The 17,248-nt window shown below is 64.6% G+C and carries 15 protein-coding genes; 8 read left to right on the top strand and 7 right to left on the bottom strand.

Annotated features, from left to right (window positions below):
• Positions 1-5: 5 nt before the first annotated feature.
• A complete protein-coding gene (locus ACFSNN_RS30575; RefSeq protein ID WP_134464223.1) occupies positions 6-557 on the bottom strand; it encodes a type 1 glutamine amidotransferase domain-containing protein in 552 nt (183 codons plus the stop codon).
• Between the two features lie 160 nt (positions 558-717).
• Positions 718-1,059 carry a chemotaxis protein gene (locus tag ACFSNN_RS30570; RefSeq protein WP_134464221.1) on the bottom strand — a complete coding sequence of 114 codons (342 nt, stop codon included), beginning with the start codon at positions 1,057-1,059 and terminating at the stop codon, positions 718-720.
• 209 nt (positions 1,060-1,268) lie between these two features.
• Here ACFSNN_RS30570 and ACFSNN_RS30565 point away from each other — a divergent pair, with 209 nt between their 5' ends.
• Positions 1,269-2,588, top strand: coding sequence for a DNA topoisomerase IB (locus ACFSNN_RS30565; RefSeq protein WP_134465609.1), 1,320 nt, complete (start codon positions 1,269-1,271; stop codon positions 2,586-2,588).
• Positions 2,589-2,678: 90 nt separating this feature from the next.
• Here ACFSNN_RS30565 and ACFSNN_RS30560 read toward each other — a convergent pair whose 3' ends face one another.
• Positions 2,679-2,972, bottom strand: coding sequence for a hypothetical protein (locus tag ACFSNN_RS30560; protein ID WP_208949584.1), 294 nt, complete (start codon positions 2,970-2,972; stop codon positions 2,679-2,681).
• A 314-nt stretch (positions 2,973-3,286) separates the two neighbouring features.
• Between ACFSNN_RS30560 and ACFSNN_RS30555 the strand changes: the two genes are divergently transcribed.
• From ACFSNN_RS30555 to ACFSNN_RS30540, 4 genes are all read left to right on the top strand, one after another.
• Positions 3,287-3,814 (top strand): PRC-barrel domain-containing protein, encoded by a 528-nt coding sequence (locus ACFSNN_RS30555; RefSeq protein WP_134464217.1) that lies wholly within the window; start codon positions 3,287-3,289, stop codon positions 3,812-3,814.
• Between the two features lie 152 nt (positions 3,815-3,966).
• The gene (locus ACFSNN_RS30550) at positions 3,967-4,356 is read left to right on the top strand and encodes a DUF3175 domain-containing protein (RefSeq protein ID WP_012427313.1); all 390 of its coding nucleotides are present in this window, start codon (positions 3,967-3,969) and stop codon (positions 4,354-4,356) included.
• An 88-nt stretch (positions 4,357-4,444) separates the two neighbouring features.
• Positions 4,445-5,764 carry a cation:proton antiporter gene (locus tag ACFSNN_RS30545; protein ID WP_134464215.1) on the top strand — a complete coding sequence of 440 codons (1,320 nt, stop codon included), beginning with the start codon at positions 4,445-4,447 and terminating at the stop codon, positions 5,762-5,764.
• A 66-nt stretch (positions 5,765-5,830) separates the two neighbouring features.
• A complete protein-coding gene (locus ACFSNN_RS30540; protein ID WP_134464213.1) occupies positions 5,831-6,400 on the top strand; it encodes an FUSC family protein in 570 nt (189 codons plus the stop codon).
• Here the strand turns inward: ACFSNN_RS30540 and ACFSNN_RS30535 are convergent.
• Positions 6,397-7,377 (bottom strand): cupin domain-containing protein, encoded by a 981-nt coding sequence (locus tag ACFSNN_RS30535; RefSeq protein ID WP_134464211.1) that lies wholly within the window; start codon positions 7,375-7,377, stop codon positions 6,397-6,399. The two genes, ACFSNN_RS30540 and ACFSNN_RS30535, sit on opposite strands and share 4 nt — an antisense overlap.
• A 116-nt stretch (positions 7,378-7,493) precedes the next feature.
• Here ACFSNN_RS30535 and ACFSNN_RS30530 point away from each other — a divergent pair, with 116 nt between their 5' ends.
• Entirely contained in the window at positions 7,494-7,865 is a 372-nt protein-coding gene (locus tag ACFSNN_RS30530) for a carboxymuconolactone decarboxylase family protein (protein WP_134464209.1), read from the top strand.
• Positions 7,866-7,944: 79 nt separating this feature from the next.
• On the opposite strand, the gene ACFSNN_RS30525 is transcribed toward ACFSNN_RS30530, so the two are convergent.
• On the bottom strand, positions 7,945-8,997 hold the full coding sequence (locus ACFSNN_RS30525; RefSeq protein ID WP_134464207.1) for an aldo/keto reductase: 1,053 nt from the start codon (positions 8,995-8,997) through the stop codon (positions 7,945-7,947).
• 256 nt (positions 8,998-9,253) lie between these two features.
• Here ACFSNN_RS30525 and ACFSNN_RS30520 point away from each other — a divergent pair, with 256 nt between their 5' ends.
• Both ACFSNN_RS30520 and pdeR read left to right on the top strand, forming a co-directional pair.
• On the top strand, positions 9,254-13,717 hold the full coding sequence (locus tag ACFSNN_RS30520) for a DEAD/DEAH box helicase (protein ID WP_244322990.1): 4,464 nt from the start codon (positions 9,254-9,256) through the stop codon (positions 13,715-13,717).
• A 227-nt stretch (positions 13,718-13,944) separates the two neighbouring features.
• Positions 13,945-15,948: a cyclic di-GMP phosphodiesterase gene (gene pdeR / locus ACFSNN_RS30515; RefSeq protein ID WP_134464203.1), complete on the top strand. Its 2,004-nt coding sequence runs from the start codon at positions 13,945-13,947 to the stop codon at positions 15,946-15,948.
• An 87-nt stretch (positions 15,949-16,035) separates the two neighbouring features.
• On the opposite strand, the gene ACFSNN_RS30510 is transcribed toward pdeR, so the two are convergent.
• Positions 16,036-16,920, bottom strand: coding sequence for a crotonase/enoyl-CoA hydratase family protein (locus ACFSNN_RS30510; protein WP_134464201.1), 885 nt, complete (start codon positions 16,918-16,920; stop codon positions 16,036-16,038).
• A gap of 105 nt (positions 16,921-17,025) precedes the next feature.
• Positions 17,026-17,226 (bottom strand): hypothetical protein, encoded by a 201-nt coding sequence (locus tag ACFSNN_RS30505; RefSeq protein ID WP_134464199.1) that lies wholly within the window; start codon positions 17,224-17,226, stop codon positions 17,026-17,028.
• Positions 17,227-17,248 lie beyond the last annotated feature (22 nt).

Raw genomic sequence — 17,248 nt, 5'->3', positions numbered from 1 at the left:
TGCACTCATGCCGCCTTGCGCTTCGACAACTGCGCAATCAGCGTTTTGTTAAAGGCGGGGAGATCGTCGGGTTTGCGGCTGCTGATCAGATTGCCGTCCTCGACCACTTCCCGGTCCACCCACGTGCCGCCCGCATTGCGAATGTCGTCCTGCAGGCTCGGCCAACTCGTCATCGTGCGGCCCTTGATGATTCCAGCCGACACTGGCAACCACCCGCCATGGCAGATCACCGCGATCGGCTTCTTCGCGTTGTCGGCTGCTTTGACGAAGGCTTGCGCCTGCGGCAGCAGACGGATCGCGTCGCCGTTGACCACGCCGCCTGGCAACACCACCGCGTCGTAGTCGTCCGCGCTGGCTTTGTCGAACGTCGCATTCACCTCGACGGCGTCGCCTTTATCCACGTGCTTGAAACCCTGAATATTGCCGGGCTTCGCTGAAATGACATGCACCGTTGCGCCCGCCTCGACGAGCGCGCGTTGCGGTTCGATCAGTTCGGCCTGCTCGAATCCGTCCACTGCGAGTACCGCCACCTTGTAACCATTCAGCGTGCTTGCCATGCCTACTCTCCTTCATTTCATTGCCGGGCCGGCTGTGCTGCGTGGTCGGCCTTTTCGTTAAGAACGGTGTCAGCAAAGTACGTGCCCATGCGTCCGCTTCACGTGCCTGCGCCTATGCCCGCTTCACGTGCCCGTCGAGCGGCAGCTGCCCAGGGCCGGTTCAAAGACCTTGCGAGTCGTCGTCGAGGCCGTCATCGTCGTTAGCCAGCGGATCGATCACACGGTCGGGCTCGATATCGGCGTCCGGAACGAGGGTTGAATCGCCGTCGGCCGCGGCGCGCTCGCCTGTGCCGGCACGATCCGTATCGCTGCCGAGTTCGGTGTCGCCGGTTTCGAGCGCGTGATTGTCCAGTTCGGTATCCACGTCGAACTCATGACGCTTCGCACCGGCGACATCGCTGCCGCTGTCCGACGAATCGCTCGGACCGAGCGCGCCGGTGGTGCCGGCGGTTTGTTTGACGACCTGTTGCGGCTCTTCATCGGGATTCAGGGTGCTGCTCATGGCGCTCTCCTTGGTTGATTCGTTTCGTTCGTTACCCATGGCGAGAGTTCGCAAGGACTGTTCCGCTCGGCCGCGAAGCAATCCGAAGCAACCAACGCGACCGAAACAACCCTGCCCGCCGCGCCGACGCCGGCGCTGGGCACTGCCTTTGCTTGCAGGCACGGTCACCGGCGCCACGCGCCTTCCGCTTGAAATTTCTACTTTCGACGATGGCTGCCACCTCCACCCCGATTCAACGCCGTCCTGAACGCACGGACGAAGACAGCGCGAAACAGCTCACGCCCGCCGTCATGCCGCCGGGTTTGCGCCATGCCGACGACACGAAACCCGGCATCACACGCCAGCGTGAAAAAGACGGCTTCGCGTATTTCGACGTGTCGGGCAAACGCATCGACGATGAAGACGAAATCAAACGCATCAACGCGCTTGCCATCCCGCCGGCGTATGAAAGCGTGTGGATCTGTCCGGATGCGCGCGGCCATATCCAGGCGACGGGCCGCGATGCGCGCGGCCGCAAGCAATACCGCTATCACCCACGCTGGCGCGAAACGCGCGACGCGGACAAATACGAGCGCATGGCCGAGTTCGGCCATGCATTGCCGAAAATTCGCGCCCGTGTCGCGCGCGATTTGAATCTGCCGGGCATGCCGTGCGACAAAGTCATCGCCGCGATCGTGCAGCTGCTCGACACGACGCTGATCCGGATCGGCAGCGTGGAATACGCGCGCGATAACCAGTCATACGGTTTGACGACGCTGCGCAAGAAGCACGTGAAGATCGAAGCCGGCCAGTTGCGCTTCAAGTTTCGCGGCAAGAGCGGCATCGAGCACGACGTGACAGTGAACAATCCGCGCATCAAACGCATCGTGCGGCGTTGCGCCGAACTGCCGGGCCACGACCTGTTCCAGTATCTCGACGAGGACGGCACGCGCCGCACCGTCGGCTCCGCCGACATCAACGACTATCTGCGCCGCGCGAGCGGCGCGGATTTCACGGCCAAGGACTATCGCACGTGGGCCGGCAGCGTCTATGCGCTGGCCGCGCTGCGTCGTCTGATGTGCAGCAGTGCGGCGGAAGCGCGCCGTCATATCGTCGCGACCGTGAAGGACGTGGCGGCGTTACTGCGCAATACGCCGGCCGTGTGCAGGCGTTGCTACATCCATCCCGCTGTGATCAGTTCGTTCGAAGCGGACGAATTGCAGCGTCTGGCGCCCGGGCAATCGCGCCGCGGGCTGAAAGTGGATGAAGTCGCCTTGGCCACGCTGCTCGCGCAGGCGGAGAAACGCGCGGCAAAGCTCGCGCGGCAGGCCGGCGCGAAAGGCCGCAAAGCGCGTGAATCGGCGGTGGCGGAAAGCATCGACGATTCGATCACGAGCTTGCTGAAGAAGTCGCCCGTGGTGCGCAAGGCGGCGGCCGCAAAGGTCGATGCGAAGTCTGGTGCGCAAGCCGCGCGGCGAGCGGCCGCGCCGCGGGTTGCGGGCACGCGCGCGGCGGGTGCATCACGTGCAGTGAAACAGACCGCGCCTTAAAGCCTGGAAATTAGAAGCTGGAGAGATTGCGGCTCACGGCGCTTCGCGCTTCTTGACTTGTCGCGTTAGCCCCGCCGCTTCACGGCGCGTTCACTGACCTTTCGTATCGCTGCTCGCATCCGCACCCGGCATATTCGTCGAATCGGTCTTCGGCTTCTTCATTTTCGACCTGGACATGTGATGCGATTTGGAGCCGCTTGAACTCATCGCTCCGGACGTAGGCTGTCCGTCCGTGGTGGGCGCCGCGGTCGCCGCGCCGTGAGCATTACCCGAACCGCCGGAGCCGCTGTTGCCGCCGTTACCGTTGCCGCCGCCCGCTTGTGCGAACGCTGCGCCCGACATGGCAACGAGTGCCGACACCAGCAATGCTTTTGTATGTTTCATCAAATTCTCCGAGGGTAGATGGACAGCGCACGCAAGTGATTGATCGCGCTGCTGGTCGAACGTCCCGCAAGGCCTATGCCTCACGACGAGGGCATGTCGTCCTCGTCGCCCTCCTCTCACTGGCGAAATATTTTCAATCGCGTCAGCACGCTTTACGCGGATCAGCGCGACTCAGCGCACGCGCTTCGCGCGAGACGCACACACCCGCGATGCCTGGATCACCCGCCGCAATATCCGCGCGCATTCCCTCCGGCTCATGAAGGAACGCTGGTTGCTCAACGCTTCACACACCCAACCTGTAGAGGAGCCTCATCATGGTGAACCAGACACAAACGCAATCCGGCATGCGCCAGGATCAGGGCGCCCGGATCGTCGGAAAAGGCAGCGCGACCGCGGAAGGCCCCGGCCCGGACGTGATGGCCGCCGCCACGCTCGACGGCAACAAGGTGCTCAGCAGCGACGGCGAAGATATCGGCAAGATCAAGGACATCATGCTCGACGTCAGCTCGGGCCGCGTTGCGTATGCCGTGCTCTCGAACGGCGGCTTTCTCGGCATCGGCGACAAGCTGCTCGCCATTCCATGGCACGCACTGACGCTCGATACCGGCCGCAAATGCTTCGTGCTGAACATGACCGCGGAACGCGTGAAAAACGCACCGGGCTTCGACAAAGACCATTGGCCCTCCATGGCGGACCAGACGTGGGCCACTTCCGTGCACCAGTACTACGGCAGCGAACCCTATTGGGGCCGCGACTCGATTGTGCGTCGCGAGGACTACGGCGTGGGCGACATTCCGCCCGCGTCGTCGGACGCGCCGGAGGCTGGCGGGTTGAAGTTGTAACGCTTGCTCACGGCGGGCGCGCGTGGCCATGAGCCCCCACGCGCCCCGGCACCGATGCGCCGGCATGCCGCCATCGCGGCAGCCGGCGCGTTTAACTTTGAGCGCACAATAAGCGCATTCAGCGCGCGCACGACCCAATAAGGAGGCGCAGCATGGCCACCCGAAAAAAATCCACCAGCAAGTCCAAGCACCCGGTCTCGCGCGGCAAGTCGGGCCGGCCGCCGCGCCAGCGGCATGCCCAGGCTCACGCGGCGCATCGCGCCAAAAGCCCGCAGAAATGGTCGCATCACGTAATGGAAACCAGTGACGCGATGGATATCGAGCACGATGTGTTCAAGACCGGCAGCGCGGAGTCGATCGCGCAATCGCTCAAACGGTCGTCCACGAAAAGCCGCCGCCGCAAAGGCACGCCGTTTCAGTCGGCCATGTCGATGCTGAACTTCTATATCAATCGGGCCGGCAGGAACCTGCCGAAAGCGCGCCGCGACACCTTGCAGCAGGCCAAGCGCAAGCTGCGCGAAGCGTTCGGACGCGCGCCTTGAAGTGACGCGTCAGTGTGACGCGTCCGGGCGCACCTTTCTTCAACCGGCCACGCACGCGGCAGGCGCGGCGGGCCCTCACCGGATGTTCATGCACGAAACTTTGTGGTTTCTCATCGTCGGCGCCGTGCTCGTCTTTATGGGCCTCGCGGCAACGACACTGCAGCGGCTGCCTGTCAGCGCCGCCATGTTTTATCTCGCGTTCGGCTACTTTCTCGGGCCGCCCGGTGTCGGCCTGTTGCGCCTCGATATGATCGCCGACGCGCATCTGCTGCGTATCGTCACCGAAGTCGCGCTGCTCGTCTCGCTGTTCGCCATCGGCCTGCGGCTTCGGCTCGGCATGCTCGAAAAACTCTGGACCGTGCCGCTGCGTCTCGGCTTTCTTGCGATGCTCGCGACCATTCCGCTGCTGATGCTGTTCGGCGTGTACGTCCTGCATCTCGGCTGGGGGCCGGCCTTGCTGCTGGCCGCGATCCTCGCGCCGACCGATCCGGTATTGGCCCACGACGTGCAGGTGCACAACCCCGGCGACCACGATCTGCTGCGCTTCGCGCTTTCCGGCGAAGGCGGACTGAACGACGGCATCGCGCTGCCCTTCGCGATGCTGGGCCTCGCGCTATGCGCTGCACCCGCCGCCCAAGCGGGCGATCTGTTCAACCTGGCACTCGTGGGCGGCATCGTGTGGGGCGTGGCGGGCGCAATCGCGATCGGCGGAGCGCTCGGCTGGGCCACGACCCACGCGGTGACATGGCTGCGCACTCGCCACGCTCAGGCACTCGGACTCGAGGGGTTTTTCGCGCTGGGTCTGATCGTGCTGTCCTTCGGCGCCGCGCAGCTCGCGCATACATATGGTTTTCTGGCCGTGTTCGCGGCCGGCGTCGCGATGCGCCGGGTCGAACACCGCGCGAGCGGCGGCCAGTCGCCTCGCGAAACCATCGGCACCGTCGATTCCGAAGATGTCGAGGCGACCGCGGCCAATCCAAGCAAAGCGCACGCGTATATGACGGAGTCGGTGCTCGGCTTCACGATCGAGCTCGAACGCATCGCCGAGGTTGCCGTCATGGCAATGGTCGGCAACGTGCTCGCCACGATACATGCGCCGCTCTTCACCTGGCAGACCGTCGCGCTGACGGCGGCGCTGTTCGTGCTCGTGAGGCCGGTATCGGTGGAGCTGTCGTTGCTCGGGTCGAGCGCGACGCCGACGCAGCGCCGTTTGATGAGCTGGTTCGGCATACGCGGCATCGGTTCGTTTTACTACCTGGCGTACGCGCTAGAAAATCGCGCTACCGCGGACGTCGCCCCGCTCGTGCCGCTCACGCTGGCGGTGATCGCGGCGTCGGTGGTGATTCACGGCGTTTCGGCGACACCGTTGATGAGCTGGTATCGCCGGCTGCGCAGTCCAGAAGGTTAGCTCGACCGTCAATTGGAGTCGCTAGAATACGGGACCTCCATACTGCAACAACGCTGCTCCCATTCGATGACCCCACCCGACGATTCCCGCCGCGCGGCACGGACGAGCGCCGCCAACTCGCTGTTTGCCTTCCTAAAGTCGTTGCCGCTCGGCGAGCGCCTGATCGAAGGCAGCTTCATGGCCGTGCAGGCGGTCGCCGGCGCGAGCCTCGCGGTCGCCATCGGCCGCCTGCTGCATACCGAGCAGAGCTTCTGGGCCGCCATCACCGCAATCGCGGTCAGCCAGCACAGCTATGTCGACACCCGCAACCTGTCGCGCGATCAATTCATCGGCGCGATGGTGGGCGGCTTGTGCGGGCTGCTGGGCGCCACGTTCGGCGCCGGCTATTTCGCGGCCTATGCGGCCACGGTGGGTGTGGCGATCGCGCTGTGCTGGGTGCTGAACGTCGGCAGCGCGGCGCGCCTGGGCGGCATCACGGCGACGATCATGCTGCTGGTGCCGGGCATGGGGCCCGCGTGGGACAAAGCCCTCATGCGCCTCGGCGAAGTGACGCTCGGCACGATCTGCGCGTTGCTGGTGGCCTTCCTGATGTCGTGGATCGAGCATCGCTGGTTCGGCAAACCAGGCAAGCCTTAGCTAGTTTCCGCCCCATCGTTCTCTTGCGGACGACGCCGGTAGCGTCCCGGCGGCACGCCGACACTTTGCTGAAACGCCTTGCCGAAGGCGGCTTCCGATTGATAACCCACCGCCTCGCCGATCTCGGCCGCGCTGCGCTGCGTGCGGCGCAGCAGATCGCACGCGATGGTCATGCGGATCTGCGTGAGAAAGTCCATCACCGTCATGCCCGCGCGCTCGTTGAAATGGCGTGCGTAAGTGGCGCGCGACATGGCGGCGAGATCGCCCAGTTCGGCGATGGTCCACGCCCGTTCGGGCGCGCTCAGCATGGCCTGCACGGAAGCGCCGAGGCGCGCGTCGGCAAGCAATGCGAGCACGCCTGAAGCCGCCGCATTCTGCTCGCCGTGCACCCTCAGCGCGATGGCGAGCAGCGCGTGGCTCAAGGCGGTGACGATGGCGAGCGCGCCCGCCTGGCGCCGTTCGGCTTCGCTGCGCATCAGCGCGATCACCGTTTGCAGCGAGCCCAGCGTTTCCATGCCGCTCAGCGAGACATGGAACGGATCGGGCAGCGCGTTCAGCAGCAAGGCCGACGAACCCGGCGAATAGACGAAGCGGCCGCAAAGCAGATCGAGGTCGGCGGGGATGCGCGCGCTGTCGTGGCCGCCGTGGCCGCCATGGCCGCCATGGCCGTCGTTGCGTCGCAACGGCAGCATGCCGTCATGGCTTTGCGTCAACGGCGCCGTGGCGGCCGAGCGCTGCACATCGCGCACACGATGCGCCGCGCCGCGCGGAAACAGCATGAAGTCGCCCGTGCGCAACTCACGCTGCGTGCCGTCGGCGGTTTCGACGACGCATGCGCCGTCCAGCACCAGATGAAATGGCGCAATGCCCGCTTCCAGCGGGGCATGGTCGATATCGAACGCGCCCGAGAGCAGGCAACGCAGGTCAAGACTGGCCTGAGGCCGGGCGAGGTCGATCAGTCGGCTGAGCGTATCCATGAGACGAACGCGCTAAAAGTTGAGCGAATCGAGTATTCAGGATATCGCGGCGCGGCGCAATACTTGTCTCACGACGCCGGCACCCGCCGACGCGCATCAGACCAAGGAGCACTGCCATGTTGAACTGGATCGATTACCGTCAAGAACTGGTCGGCCGTATCGGCGAGATCGCCAAGCTGTCGCCGGATACCGTCAGGGGCTATCAGGCGCTCTCGAGCGCCGGTCAGAAGAAGGACCTGCTCGGCGCCAAGACGCGCGAACTGATCGCGCTCGCGGTGGCGGTCAGCTTGCGTTGTGACGGCTGTATTACCGTGCACACCGCCGAAGCGCTCAAGCACGGCGCGACGCGCGAGGAAATCGCCGAAGCGCTGGGCGTGGCGGTCGCCATCAACGCCGGAGCCGCGATGGTGTACTCGGCTCGCACAATCGATGCCGCCGCCGCATATACCGCGCAGGCGGACGGCGCAGCGCAGGCCGCCGCGCAATGAGCGGCGGCATCGCGAGATGCCTGGGGTAGCCGAAGCGGCGTGCCCGGTCAACCGGCGCCGCTTTCGCCAGCCGCTGCCGCTACGCCGCCGGATGCCGAGCCTCTTCAAGCTGCTTGCGGCGCGGCTCGCCTTGCCGCTCCAGCATCCAGCCCGGATATTCCGCGGGCAGCGCGCTGACCTGATCGAGCTTCGCTAGCTCGTCCGCGGTGAGCGAGACGGCGGTCGCGGCGATGTTGTCGTCGAGTTGCTCGACCTTCTTCGCGCCGACGATCACCGTGGTCACCACCCGTTGATGCAGCAGCCACGCGAGCGCGATCTGCGCGACCGACACCTGCTTCGCCTCGGCGATGCCGTGCATCACGTCGATGCAGTCATACGCGCGCTCGAGATCGACGGGCGGAAAATCGAACGTGGTGCGGCGGCTGCCCGCCTCGCCCTGCTGCTCACGTCCATATTTGCCGCTCAGCAGGCCGCCCGCGAGCGGACTCCACACCATCAGGCCGAGGCCTTCGCTGTGCAGCATCGGCGCGAGTTCCCGTTCGAGGTCGCGGCCCGCCAGCGTGTAATACGCCTGCAGCGTTTCGAAGCGCGCGAGCCCGAGGCGCTCGGAAATGCCGAGCGCTTTCACGATCTGCCACGCGGCCCAGTTCGACACGCCCACGTAGCGCACATGGCCGTGCTGCACCAGCGTGTCGAGCGCGCGCACGGTTTCCTCGATGGGCGTGGCAGGATCGCAGCCGTGAATCTGATACAGGTCGACGTGATCGAGTTGCAGACGCTTCAAACTCGCCTTCACACCGTCGATGATGTGATAACGCGAGGCGCCGCGCGCATTGGGAAACTCGCCCGTCTGGCCGAAGACCTTGGTGGCCACCACGACTTTGTCGCGCGGCACCTTGAGGTTTTTCAACGCCTGGCCCGTGATCTGTTCGGACAGGCCCTCCGAGTAGACGTCGGCTGTGTCGATGAAATTAATGCCCGCGTCGAGCGCCCGGCCGACCAGCCGCTCCGCGTCGGCCTGCTGCAGATCGCCGATCTGCTTCCAGATGCCCCCGCCGCCGCCGAAGGTCATCGTGCCCAAACATAGCTCTGAAACAAAAACTCCGGTACGGCCCAACTGGTTGTATCGCATCGCCGAGACTCCAACGTGGTTCGTGGATGGGTGAGGCGTAGAGAGTACTGCAATCGGCGGAATCGGGCAGCGCGAGAACCAGGCGCGCGCCACGCGGCAAATATTCCCTCGACGCGGCTGCCGATTGCGACATAAATGCCGACATGTAGCCCTCGGCAAAACCGGAGTAAACCTGCCAGACTGATTCCTGAACCTTGCAACCGGCTGCTTTCGCCGCCCTCTGGATATGGCACGCCCCGCCCCCAACTATGCAAGCATGACTTCGGCTTCCTCCACCACTGCTGCCTTGGGCGCGGCACCCGCCGCGCCATCCGTCGCGACGCCCGCTGTCGGGCTCTCGACGGCCGGCGCGCTTGCCGATTTCCATCCCGCGGTCGCGAGCTGGTTCCTCAAGACTTTTCCCGCGCCGACCGACGCCCAGGCCGCCGCGTGGCCGCAGATTCGCTGTGGCCGCTCGACGCTGGTCGCCGCGCCGACCGGTTCGGGCAAGACGCTCACCGCCTTTCTGTCCGCGCTCGACGATCTGGTCCAGCAAGGCCTCGCCAACGGCGGCGCATTGCCGGACGAAACGCTGGTGGTCTACGTGTCGCCGCTGAAGGCGCTCTCCAACGACATCCGCCTCAATCTGCAAATGCCGTTGCAAGGCATCACGGCGGAACTCCACGCGCGCGGCTTGCCGCCGCTGGATATCCGCACCGCCGTGCGGACCGGCGACACCACCCAGCAGGAACGCAACGCGTTGAAAAAGCGCGCGCCGCATATTCTCGTCACCACGCCGGAATCGCTTTACGTGCTGCTGGGTTCGGACTCCGGCCGCCGCATGCTCTCTACCGTGCGCACGGTGATCGTCGATGAAATTCACGCGCTCGCCGGCGGCAAGCGCGGCAGCCATCTGGCGCTCAGCCTGGAGCGGCTCGATGCGCTTTGCCAGCGGCGTTTGCCGCGCATCGGTCTGTCGGCGACGCAAAAGCCGGTGAGCGCGGTCGCGCGCTTTCTGGTGGGCGGCGGCAGTATCGACAGCGGCATTCCCGCCGATTGCGCGATCGTCGACGTGGGTCACATTCGCGAACGCGATCTGGCGCTCGAGATTCCGCCGGTGCCGCTCGAAGCGGTCATGCCCAACGAAGTATGGGAGCGCGTCTACGATCGCCTCGCCGAACTGGTGGCGATGCATCGCACCACGCTGATTTTCGTCAATACGCGCCGCATGGCCGAACGCGCCGCGCGTCACCTGACCGAACGGCTGGGCAAGGACGCGGTCGCCGCGCACCACGGCAGCCTCGCGAAAGAACATCGTTTCGATGCCGAACAGCGCCTGAAACGCGGCGAACTGCGCGTGCTGATCGCCACGGCTTCGCTGGAACTCGGCATCGATATCGGCGACGTCGATCTGGTTTGCCAGATGGGTTCGCCCCGCGCAATCGCGCCGTTCCTGCAACGCGTCGGACGCTCGGGCCACCATGTCGGCGGCATGCCGAAAGGCAGGCTGTTTCCGAATTCGCGCGACGATCTGATCGAATGCGCCGCGCTGCTCGATTGCGTGCGGCGCGGCGAACTCGACGCGCTGCGCATTCCGCGCGCGCCGCTCGATGTGCTGGCCCAGCAGATCGTCGCGGAAGTCTCGAGCGCCGAGTGGAACGAAGACGCGCTGTTCGAACTCATGCGGCGCGCCGCCCCCTACGCGGACCTGACGCGTGAGCAGTACGACGCCGTGCTGCGCATGCTCGCCGAGGGCTACACGAGCCGCAACGGTCCGCGCGCCGCTTACGTTCATCGCGACGTGGTAAGCGGCACGCTGCGCGGCCGGCGCGGCGGCAAGCTGGTCGCCGTCACCTCGGGCGGCACGATTCCCGAAAACGCGGACTACGCCGTCGTGCTCGAACCGCAGGCGATCAATATCGGCACCGTCAACGAGGATTTCGCCGTCGAAAGTCTGGCCGGCGACGTGTTTCAGCTCGGCAACGCGTCGTACCGGATTCTGCGGATCGAAAGCGGGCGCGTGCGGGTCGAGGACGCGCAAGGGCAGCCGCCGAACATTCCGTTCTGGCTCGGCGAAGCGCCAGGGCGCAGCGACGAGTTGTCGTTCGGCGTCGCGCGTTTGCGCGAACAGATCGAGCGTCTTCTCGACGATAAAAACACGGCGGACGAAAACGGCGCCGAAGCCGAAACGCTTGCCGCCCGCATCGATCACGCGATCGGCTGGCTGGTCGACAACCTGCAGCTCGACGAAGCCGCCGCGCGCCAGATCGTCGACTACCTCGCCCGCGCGCGCGCCGCGCTCAGCGTACTGCCCACGCAGAATACGCTGGTCATGGAGCGTTTCTTCGACGAATCCGGCGGCACGCAGCTCGTGATCCACGCGCCGTTCGGCAGCCGGGTGAACCGCGCGTGGGGCCTCGCGCTGCGCAAACGGTTTTGCCGGACCTTCAACTTCGAGCTGCAAGCCGCCGCCACCGAAGACGCGATCGTGCTGTCGCTGACCGGCAGCCATTCCTTCGTGCTCGACGAAGTATGGCGCTATCTGCATTCGAACAGCGCCGAGCACCTGCTGATTCAGGCGCTGCTCGATGCGCCGCTGTTCGGCGTGCGCTGGCGCTGGAACGCGACCACCGCGCTCGGCCTGCCGCGCTACACCGGCGGGCGTAAGACCGCGCCGCAATTGCAGCGCATGCGCAGCGAGGATCTGCTGATGAACGTGTTTCCGGAACAGGCCGCGTGCCTCGAGAACGTGGTCGGCGAACGGGAACTGCCGCGCCATCCGTTAGTGGACCAAACCGTCGACGACTGTTTGCACGAAGCGATGGACAGTGAACGCTGGCTCGGGCTGCTGCGCCGTATCGAACAGGGCGACGTGCAACTGGTCGCGCGCGATTTGCCGGCGCCCTCGCCGCTCGCCGCCGAAATCCTCAACGCGAAACCGTACGCCTATCTCGACGACGCGCCGATCGAGGAGCGCCGCACGCAGGCCGTGCTGAACCGCCGCTGGACCGACCCGTCGAATGCCGACGATCTCGGCGCGCTCGACGCGGAAGCGATCGAAAGCGTGCGCGACGAGGCGTGGCCGCAGGCGCGCAACGCCGATGAAATGCACGAAGCGTTGACCGGACTCGCGTGCCTCACCGAGAGCGAAGCGCGCCGCAACGAAGGCTGGCCGGCCTGGCTCGCGTCGTTGGCCGAATCCGGGCGCGCCACCCGCTTGCAGCTCGCCCACAATTGCGCCCTGTGGCTGCCGGTCGAACGCGTCACCTGTCTTCAGGCGCTCTATCCGCGCGCTGAATTCGCGCCGCCGCTCGCCGCGCCGAAAGGCTACACAGAAACCTGGAACGCTGACGACGCCTTGCTCGACGTGCTCCGTGCGCGTCTGACCGGCTTCGGCCCGCTGCCTGTCGGCGCGATTGCCGAAGCGCTGAAATTGCCGGCCGCATCGGTCGAACAGAGCCTGACGCGCCTCGAAGCCGAAGGCTACGTGATGCGCGGCCGCTTCACGCCGCAAGCCGCCGAAGAAGAATGGTGCGAACGGCATCTGCTCGCGCGGATTCACCGTTACACCGTGAAACGCTTGCGGCGCGAGATCGAGCCGGTGGAACGGCACGACTTCATGCGCTTTCTGTTCGAGTGGCAGCATCTGACGCCGGACACGCGCAGCGAGGGGCGCGAGGCGCTGGCCGCGGTCCTCGAACAGCTCGAAGGCTTCCAGGCCGCGGCGGCCGCCTGGGAGGAAGACATCCTGCCCGCGCGCGTGAAGGCCTACGCGAATACTTCGCTCGACGAACTATGCCGGGCCGGCAAGATAGTCTGGACGCGCCTGACGGAACGCGCGCGCGGCGCCGCCGGGCCGATCCGCAGTACGCCGATCGTGCTGCTGCCGCGCGCGCAGGTGCGCGTGTGGAGCGCGTTGCTCGATCCTTCGAAACAACCGGAGCTGTCGGCGCGCGCGCAAAGCGTGTATGAAACGCTCGTGCAACACGGCGCGATGTTCTTCGACGAATTGCTCACCGAAGTTCGCGTATTGCGTATGGAGTTGGAGAGCGCGCTGGGCGAACTGGTCGCTGCGGGTCTCGTGAACTCCGACAGCTTCGCGGGCTTGCGCGCCTTGCTGAAGCCCGTCGCCAAACGCAACGCGTTTTCCAGCAACCGGCGCGCGCGCTCTAGCGCGCTGATCGGCGGTATGGACGACGCCGGACGCTGGGCGCTGGTCAACCGGCCCTCCACGGTAGCTGCGGCAGAGAATGTGCCGGAGCGCCGCCGGCAATTGCCGCCTGAAGTGCTCGAACATGTCGCGATGACGCTGTTGCGCCGTTATGGCGTGGTGTTCTGGCGCCTGCTCGAACGCGAAGCCGAGTGGCTTCCGCCGTGGCGCGACTTGTTGCGCGTTTTTCAGCGGCTCGAAGCGCGCGGCGTGATTCGCGGCGGACGATTTGTGAATGGTCTCGCCGGCGAACAATTTGCGCTGCCCGAAGCGATTCCCGTGCTGCGAGAAGTTCGGCGGCATGCGAACGACGGTGCTTTTGTCTGCGTCGCCGGGACCGATCCGTTAAATCTCGCGGGCACTCTGCTGGTCGGCGAACGGGTGCCCGCAGTCGCGGGAAACCGGATTCTGTATCGCGACGGCGTCGTGGCGGCCACGCTCGCAGCGGGGACTTTCTGGTTCGACGCGTCACTGGAAACGGTTCCCGTCGAAAGGGAGAAGGCTCGCGCGTGGCTGACGCGGCGGTTTTAGCTTTAAGAATGCGCGCCGATCGCCGTAAATTGCCTGCGTATGGCCGAAAAAGAGCATGTGAAAAAGGATGTAGAAAAGGCTAAAGGCAGAAGGCTTACTAACCGTTAATCTTTATAAGCCTTAATTCCAATCGCTTCGCTACAATGGGGACAGTCTTAAGTATGATGAAGACTGTTTGCCGACTCCGCCTGCAAGGCGGCCACCGGCACACACCGCCCGGGGATCTCATGAACGACGACCAACACGAGCAGGTGCTATTTGCCCAGTTCGGCACAAGCAGCCCATGCTGGCGTCTGTCGAACGACAGCAACGCGCTCGAACTCACGCCCGTAACCGGCGACGTGCCGGCCAATGTCGCCATTCCGCTGAATCCTCAGCAGGCTTCGCAAATCCGCTGCCTCACGGGCGTGACCTCGCATCTCGTGCTCGACGTGCGGCTGTTCGGCGAACCGTTGCGTTTGCATCTGGTCGGCAAAAAGCTCAGCAGCAACAGCTGGGCCGGCACCGCGTCGGCCTATGACGACACCGAATCCGTCGCCCGCGATCTGGTCCACGGCCTCTCGTTTGCCGAACAAGTGGTGTCCGAAGTGAATTCGGTCGTCGTGATCGTCGACCGGCATGGTCGAATACAGCGCTTCAACCGTCTTGCCGAGGAACTCACGGGCGTCAAGGAAGAGAACATCGTCGGCCGCAACGTCTGGGCGTTGTTCATGTCCACCGAAGACGGCGCGGCCTCCAGCCAGAACATTGCGGGCTTCTTCAATCGCGGCGTGTCGTACGAAGTCGAGCGGCGCGTCAAAACAGTGCACGGCGAGCGGCTCTTTCTGTTCCGCAACAAGTTCGTGCAGAGCGGCAGCGGCGTCGACGAACAATTCCTGATCTGCTCCGGCACCGACATCACCGAGGAACGGCTCGCGCAGGAACGCCTCACCGAACTGGCGAACACCGACTCGCTCACCGGCCTCGCGAACCGCAACGCGATCCAGGACAAGATCCGCGCCGCCATCGAAGACGCCGCGCCGTGCGAAACCGTCGGCGTGCTGTTCCTCGACCTCGACAACTTCAAGAAGGTCAACGACCACTACGGCCATGTCTTCGGCGACCGCCTGATCCGCGATGTCTCGTCGGCCATCAGCGAGTGTCTGAACGAAGGCGATACGCTCGCGCGGCTCGGTGGCGACGAATTCATCGTGCTCGCCGCCAAGGGCACGGCGCACGAACTCGAAACCACCGCGCAACGCATTCTCGAACGCATGCGCACGCCGTTCGCCCTCGGGCTCGTGGAGGTCTACACGGGCTGCTCGATCGGCATTGCGTTGTATCCGGAACACGGCGACAGCCTCGAGTCGCTGATCCGCTCGGCCGACACGGCCATGTACGTCGCCAAAGACGAAGGCAAGCGCACGCACCGCGTGTTTTCGCCGGAAATGAACCGCCGCGTCGCCGAATACATGTGGCTCGACACCAACCTGCGGCGCGGGCTCGAAGAAGGCCAGCTGACGCTGCACTACCAGCCGAAACTGTCGCTCGCCACCGGTGTGGTACAGGGCGTCGAAGCGCTGGTGCGCTGGAATTCGCCGGAGCGCGGGCAGATCATGCCGAGCGAGTTCATCCGTTACGCGGAAGAGTCCGGGCTGATCGGCGTGCTGGGCCGCTGGGTCATGGAAACGGCTGCGAAGCAGGCCGCCAAATGGAAGGCGGATGGCTACAACCTGCGCATCGCGATCAACGTGTCGGCGCGGCAACTGGTCGATACGGCGGTGGTCCGCCATTTCAGCGAGGCGCTGCACAACGCCAGGCTCGACCCCTGCCTGATCGATCTCGAACTGACCGAGAGCTGCCTGATCGAAGACGAAACGGCCGCGATCGATCTGATCAAGCAGTTCCGCCAGCTCGGCGCGCAGGTTCATCTGGACGATTTCGGCACGGGTTATTCGTCGCTCTCGCAGCTCGGCCGGATTCCGCTCGACGTCATCAAGCTCGACCGCAGCTTCGTGCGCTCGATCAACGCAGACACCAAAGCGCAGGCACTGGTGCGCTCCATGGTGGCCGTCGCGCAAGAATTGAATTTCAAGGTGGTCGCCGAAGGGATCGAGACCGAGTCGGAAGAAGTGTTCATGAAGGGCCTGGGCGTGGATTACGTGCAGGGCTTCCTGTACGGTCAGGCCATGCCGGCGGCTGAATTCGAACGCTGGTTGCAGGATAGACAGAAGCTCAGGCTGATTGCCTGAGCTTCCGGCGCCGCCCCCCTTGCGGCTTATCGCGGTCAAACTGGTGGGCAAGCACGCGGCCGAAACCGTGGCCGACCTCCGGTCAGTTCAGGCGAAATTGGCCGCGCTGGCCGTCTGACGCAGGTTCGAGGTACGGCGGTTCTGCAGCATCACCAGCCGCTCCATGAAGGCGAGATCCTTCTCCTCGATCGTGAAGGCGGCGTCGACCCAATCCTCGGTGATTTCCATCAGCTCGGCACGCGAGAGTTGCAGCACGCGCTGGCGCGCCCGCAGCATCGCCCGGATGCCGTTCATTTTCGGCTTGAGCGTGTCGATGAAAGTACGGGTCGCCATATAGGCTTCGCCGGGTTCGAACAGTTGATCGACCAGACCCTTGCCGTAGTGCCATTCGGCCGTATGCGATTCGCCGACCCCGATCAACTCCTCCGCGAGCCGCATGCCGGCCTTGCGCGCCACCAGTGAATAACCGCCCATGCCCGGGAACAGATTGAACGCGATCTCCGGAAAGCCCATGCGTGCGTCGCTCTGCGCGAGCAGAAAGTGATGCGCGAGCGCGGCCTCGAAGCCCCCACCGAGTGCCGTGCCCTCCACCATCGCGATCGAGATCGCCCCCGTGTCGAATCCCCGCGACGCCGCATGCACGCAATCCACACACGCGCGCGCATACGACATCAGCGCCTGACGCTTGCCGGCGCGGATCGCCTCCGCGAAGAAGTCCAGATCGCCGCCGACGTTGTACATGGTCGGAATCAGCGAACCGGTGACCCAGAAATCGATCGGCAATCCCGACTCTCGTGCTGCCTGCGCGAGTTCCAGGATGTCATGGACCAGGTCGAGATTGAAACAGGGACGCGGCTGCGCCCGCAACATCATCCACATGACGTTGCGGCCTTCTTCGTAGTAAGCCGAAATTTGCGAAAGATTGCCGGCTTCGAGGAACGGACGGCAGGCGTGATGGTTATGCAGATTCATTTTGAACGGTCCTTTTAAGGTTAAACACTGGTATTGCTATGCGAGCCTAAAGCAGACCGGAATCGGATGGGAGCGGGGTAACCAACAGATGAATGCAAGCCGCGTTCAAAAGCCCGTCAGCAGGCGTTCTGCGGGAAAGAGAACGCTCGGCGGCATGTCGCATCGACGCAAACGCTTGCGCACCGAAGATGGGCGAAATTGACCCACAAACAGTGCGCGGCGGCGATCAATTTGCGCAAGGCCGAAGATAGAATTTCTTGCCGGACCGGCAAAAATAAAGGAATTGTCTTCGATTAGAAAATGCAATCGAAAATGATGACTGCCGAAA

This window comes from Paraburkholderia dipogonis, from assembly GCF_042680985.1.
In the GTDB taxonomy this organism is placed as follows: domain Bacteria; phylum Pseudomonadota; class Gammaproteobacteria; order Burkholderiales; family Burkholderiaceae; genus Paraburkholderia; species Paraburkholderia phytofirmans.
This window is presented reverse-complemented; position numbering and strand designations above follow the sequence as displayed.

Excerpts from the sequence above, each read along its gene's own strand:
- ACFSNN_RS30575 (WP_134464223.1), bottom strand. The coding sequence starts at position 557 with ATGGCAAGCACGCTGAATGGTTACAAGGTGGCGGTACTCGCAGTGGAC.
- ACFSNN_RS30570 (WP_134464221.1), bottom strand. The coding sequence starts at position 1,059 with ATGAGCAGCACCCTGAATCCCGATGAAGAGCCGCAACAGGTCGTCAAA.
- ACFSNN_RS30565 (WP_134465609.1), top strand. The coding sequence starts at position 1,269 with ATGGCTGCCACCTCCACCCCGATTCAACGCCGTCCTGAACGCACGGAC.
- ACFSNN_RS30560 (WP_208949584.1), bottom strand. The coding sequence starts at position 2,972 with ATGAAACATACAAAAGCATTGCTGGTGTCGGCACTCGTTGCCATGTCG.
- ACFSNN_RS30555 (WP_134464217.1), top strand. The coding sequence starts at position 3,287 with ATGGTGAACCAGACACAAACGCAATCCGGCATGCGCCAGGATCAGGGC.
- ACFSNN_RS30550 (WP_012427313.1), top strand. The coding sequence starts at position 3,967 with ATGGCCACCCGAAAAAAATCCACCAGCAAGTCCAAGCACCCGGTCTCG.
- ACFSNN_RS30545 (WP_134464215.1), top strand. The coding sequence starts at position 4,445 with ATGCACGAAACTTTGTGGTTTCTCATCGTCGGCGCCGTGCTCGTCTTT.
- ACFSNN_RS30540 (WP_134464213.1), top strand. The coding sequence starts at position 5,831 with ATGACCCCACCCGACGATTCCCGCCGCGCGGCACGGACGAGCGCCGCC.
- ACFSNN_RS30535 (WP_134464211.1), bottom strand. The coding sequence starts at position 7,377 with ATGGATACGCTCAGCCGACTGATCGACCTCGCCCGGCCTCAGGCCAGT.
- ACFSNN_RS30530 (WP_134464209.1), top strand. The coding sequence starts at position 7,494 with ATGTTGAACTGGATCGATTACCGTCAAGAACTGGTCGGCCGTATCGGC.
- ACFSNN_RS30525 (WP_134464207.1), bottom strand. The coding sequence starts at position 8,997 with ATGCGATACAACCAGTTGGGCCGTACCGGAGTTTTTGTTTCAGAGCTA.
- ACFSNN_RS30520 (WP_244322990.1), top strand. The coding sequence starts at position 9,254 with ATGACTTCGGCTTCCTCCACCACTGCTGCCTTGGGCGCGGCACCCGCC.
- pdeR (WP_134464203.1), top strand. The coding sequence starts at position 13,945 with ATGAACGACGACCAACACGAGCAGGTGCTATTTGCCCAGTTCGGCACA.
- ACFSNN_RS30510 (WP_134464201.1), bottom strand. The coding sequence starts at position 16,920 with ATGAATCTGCATAACCATCACGCCTGCCGTCCGTTCCTCGAAGCCGGC.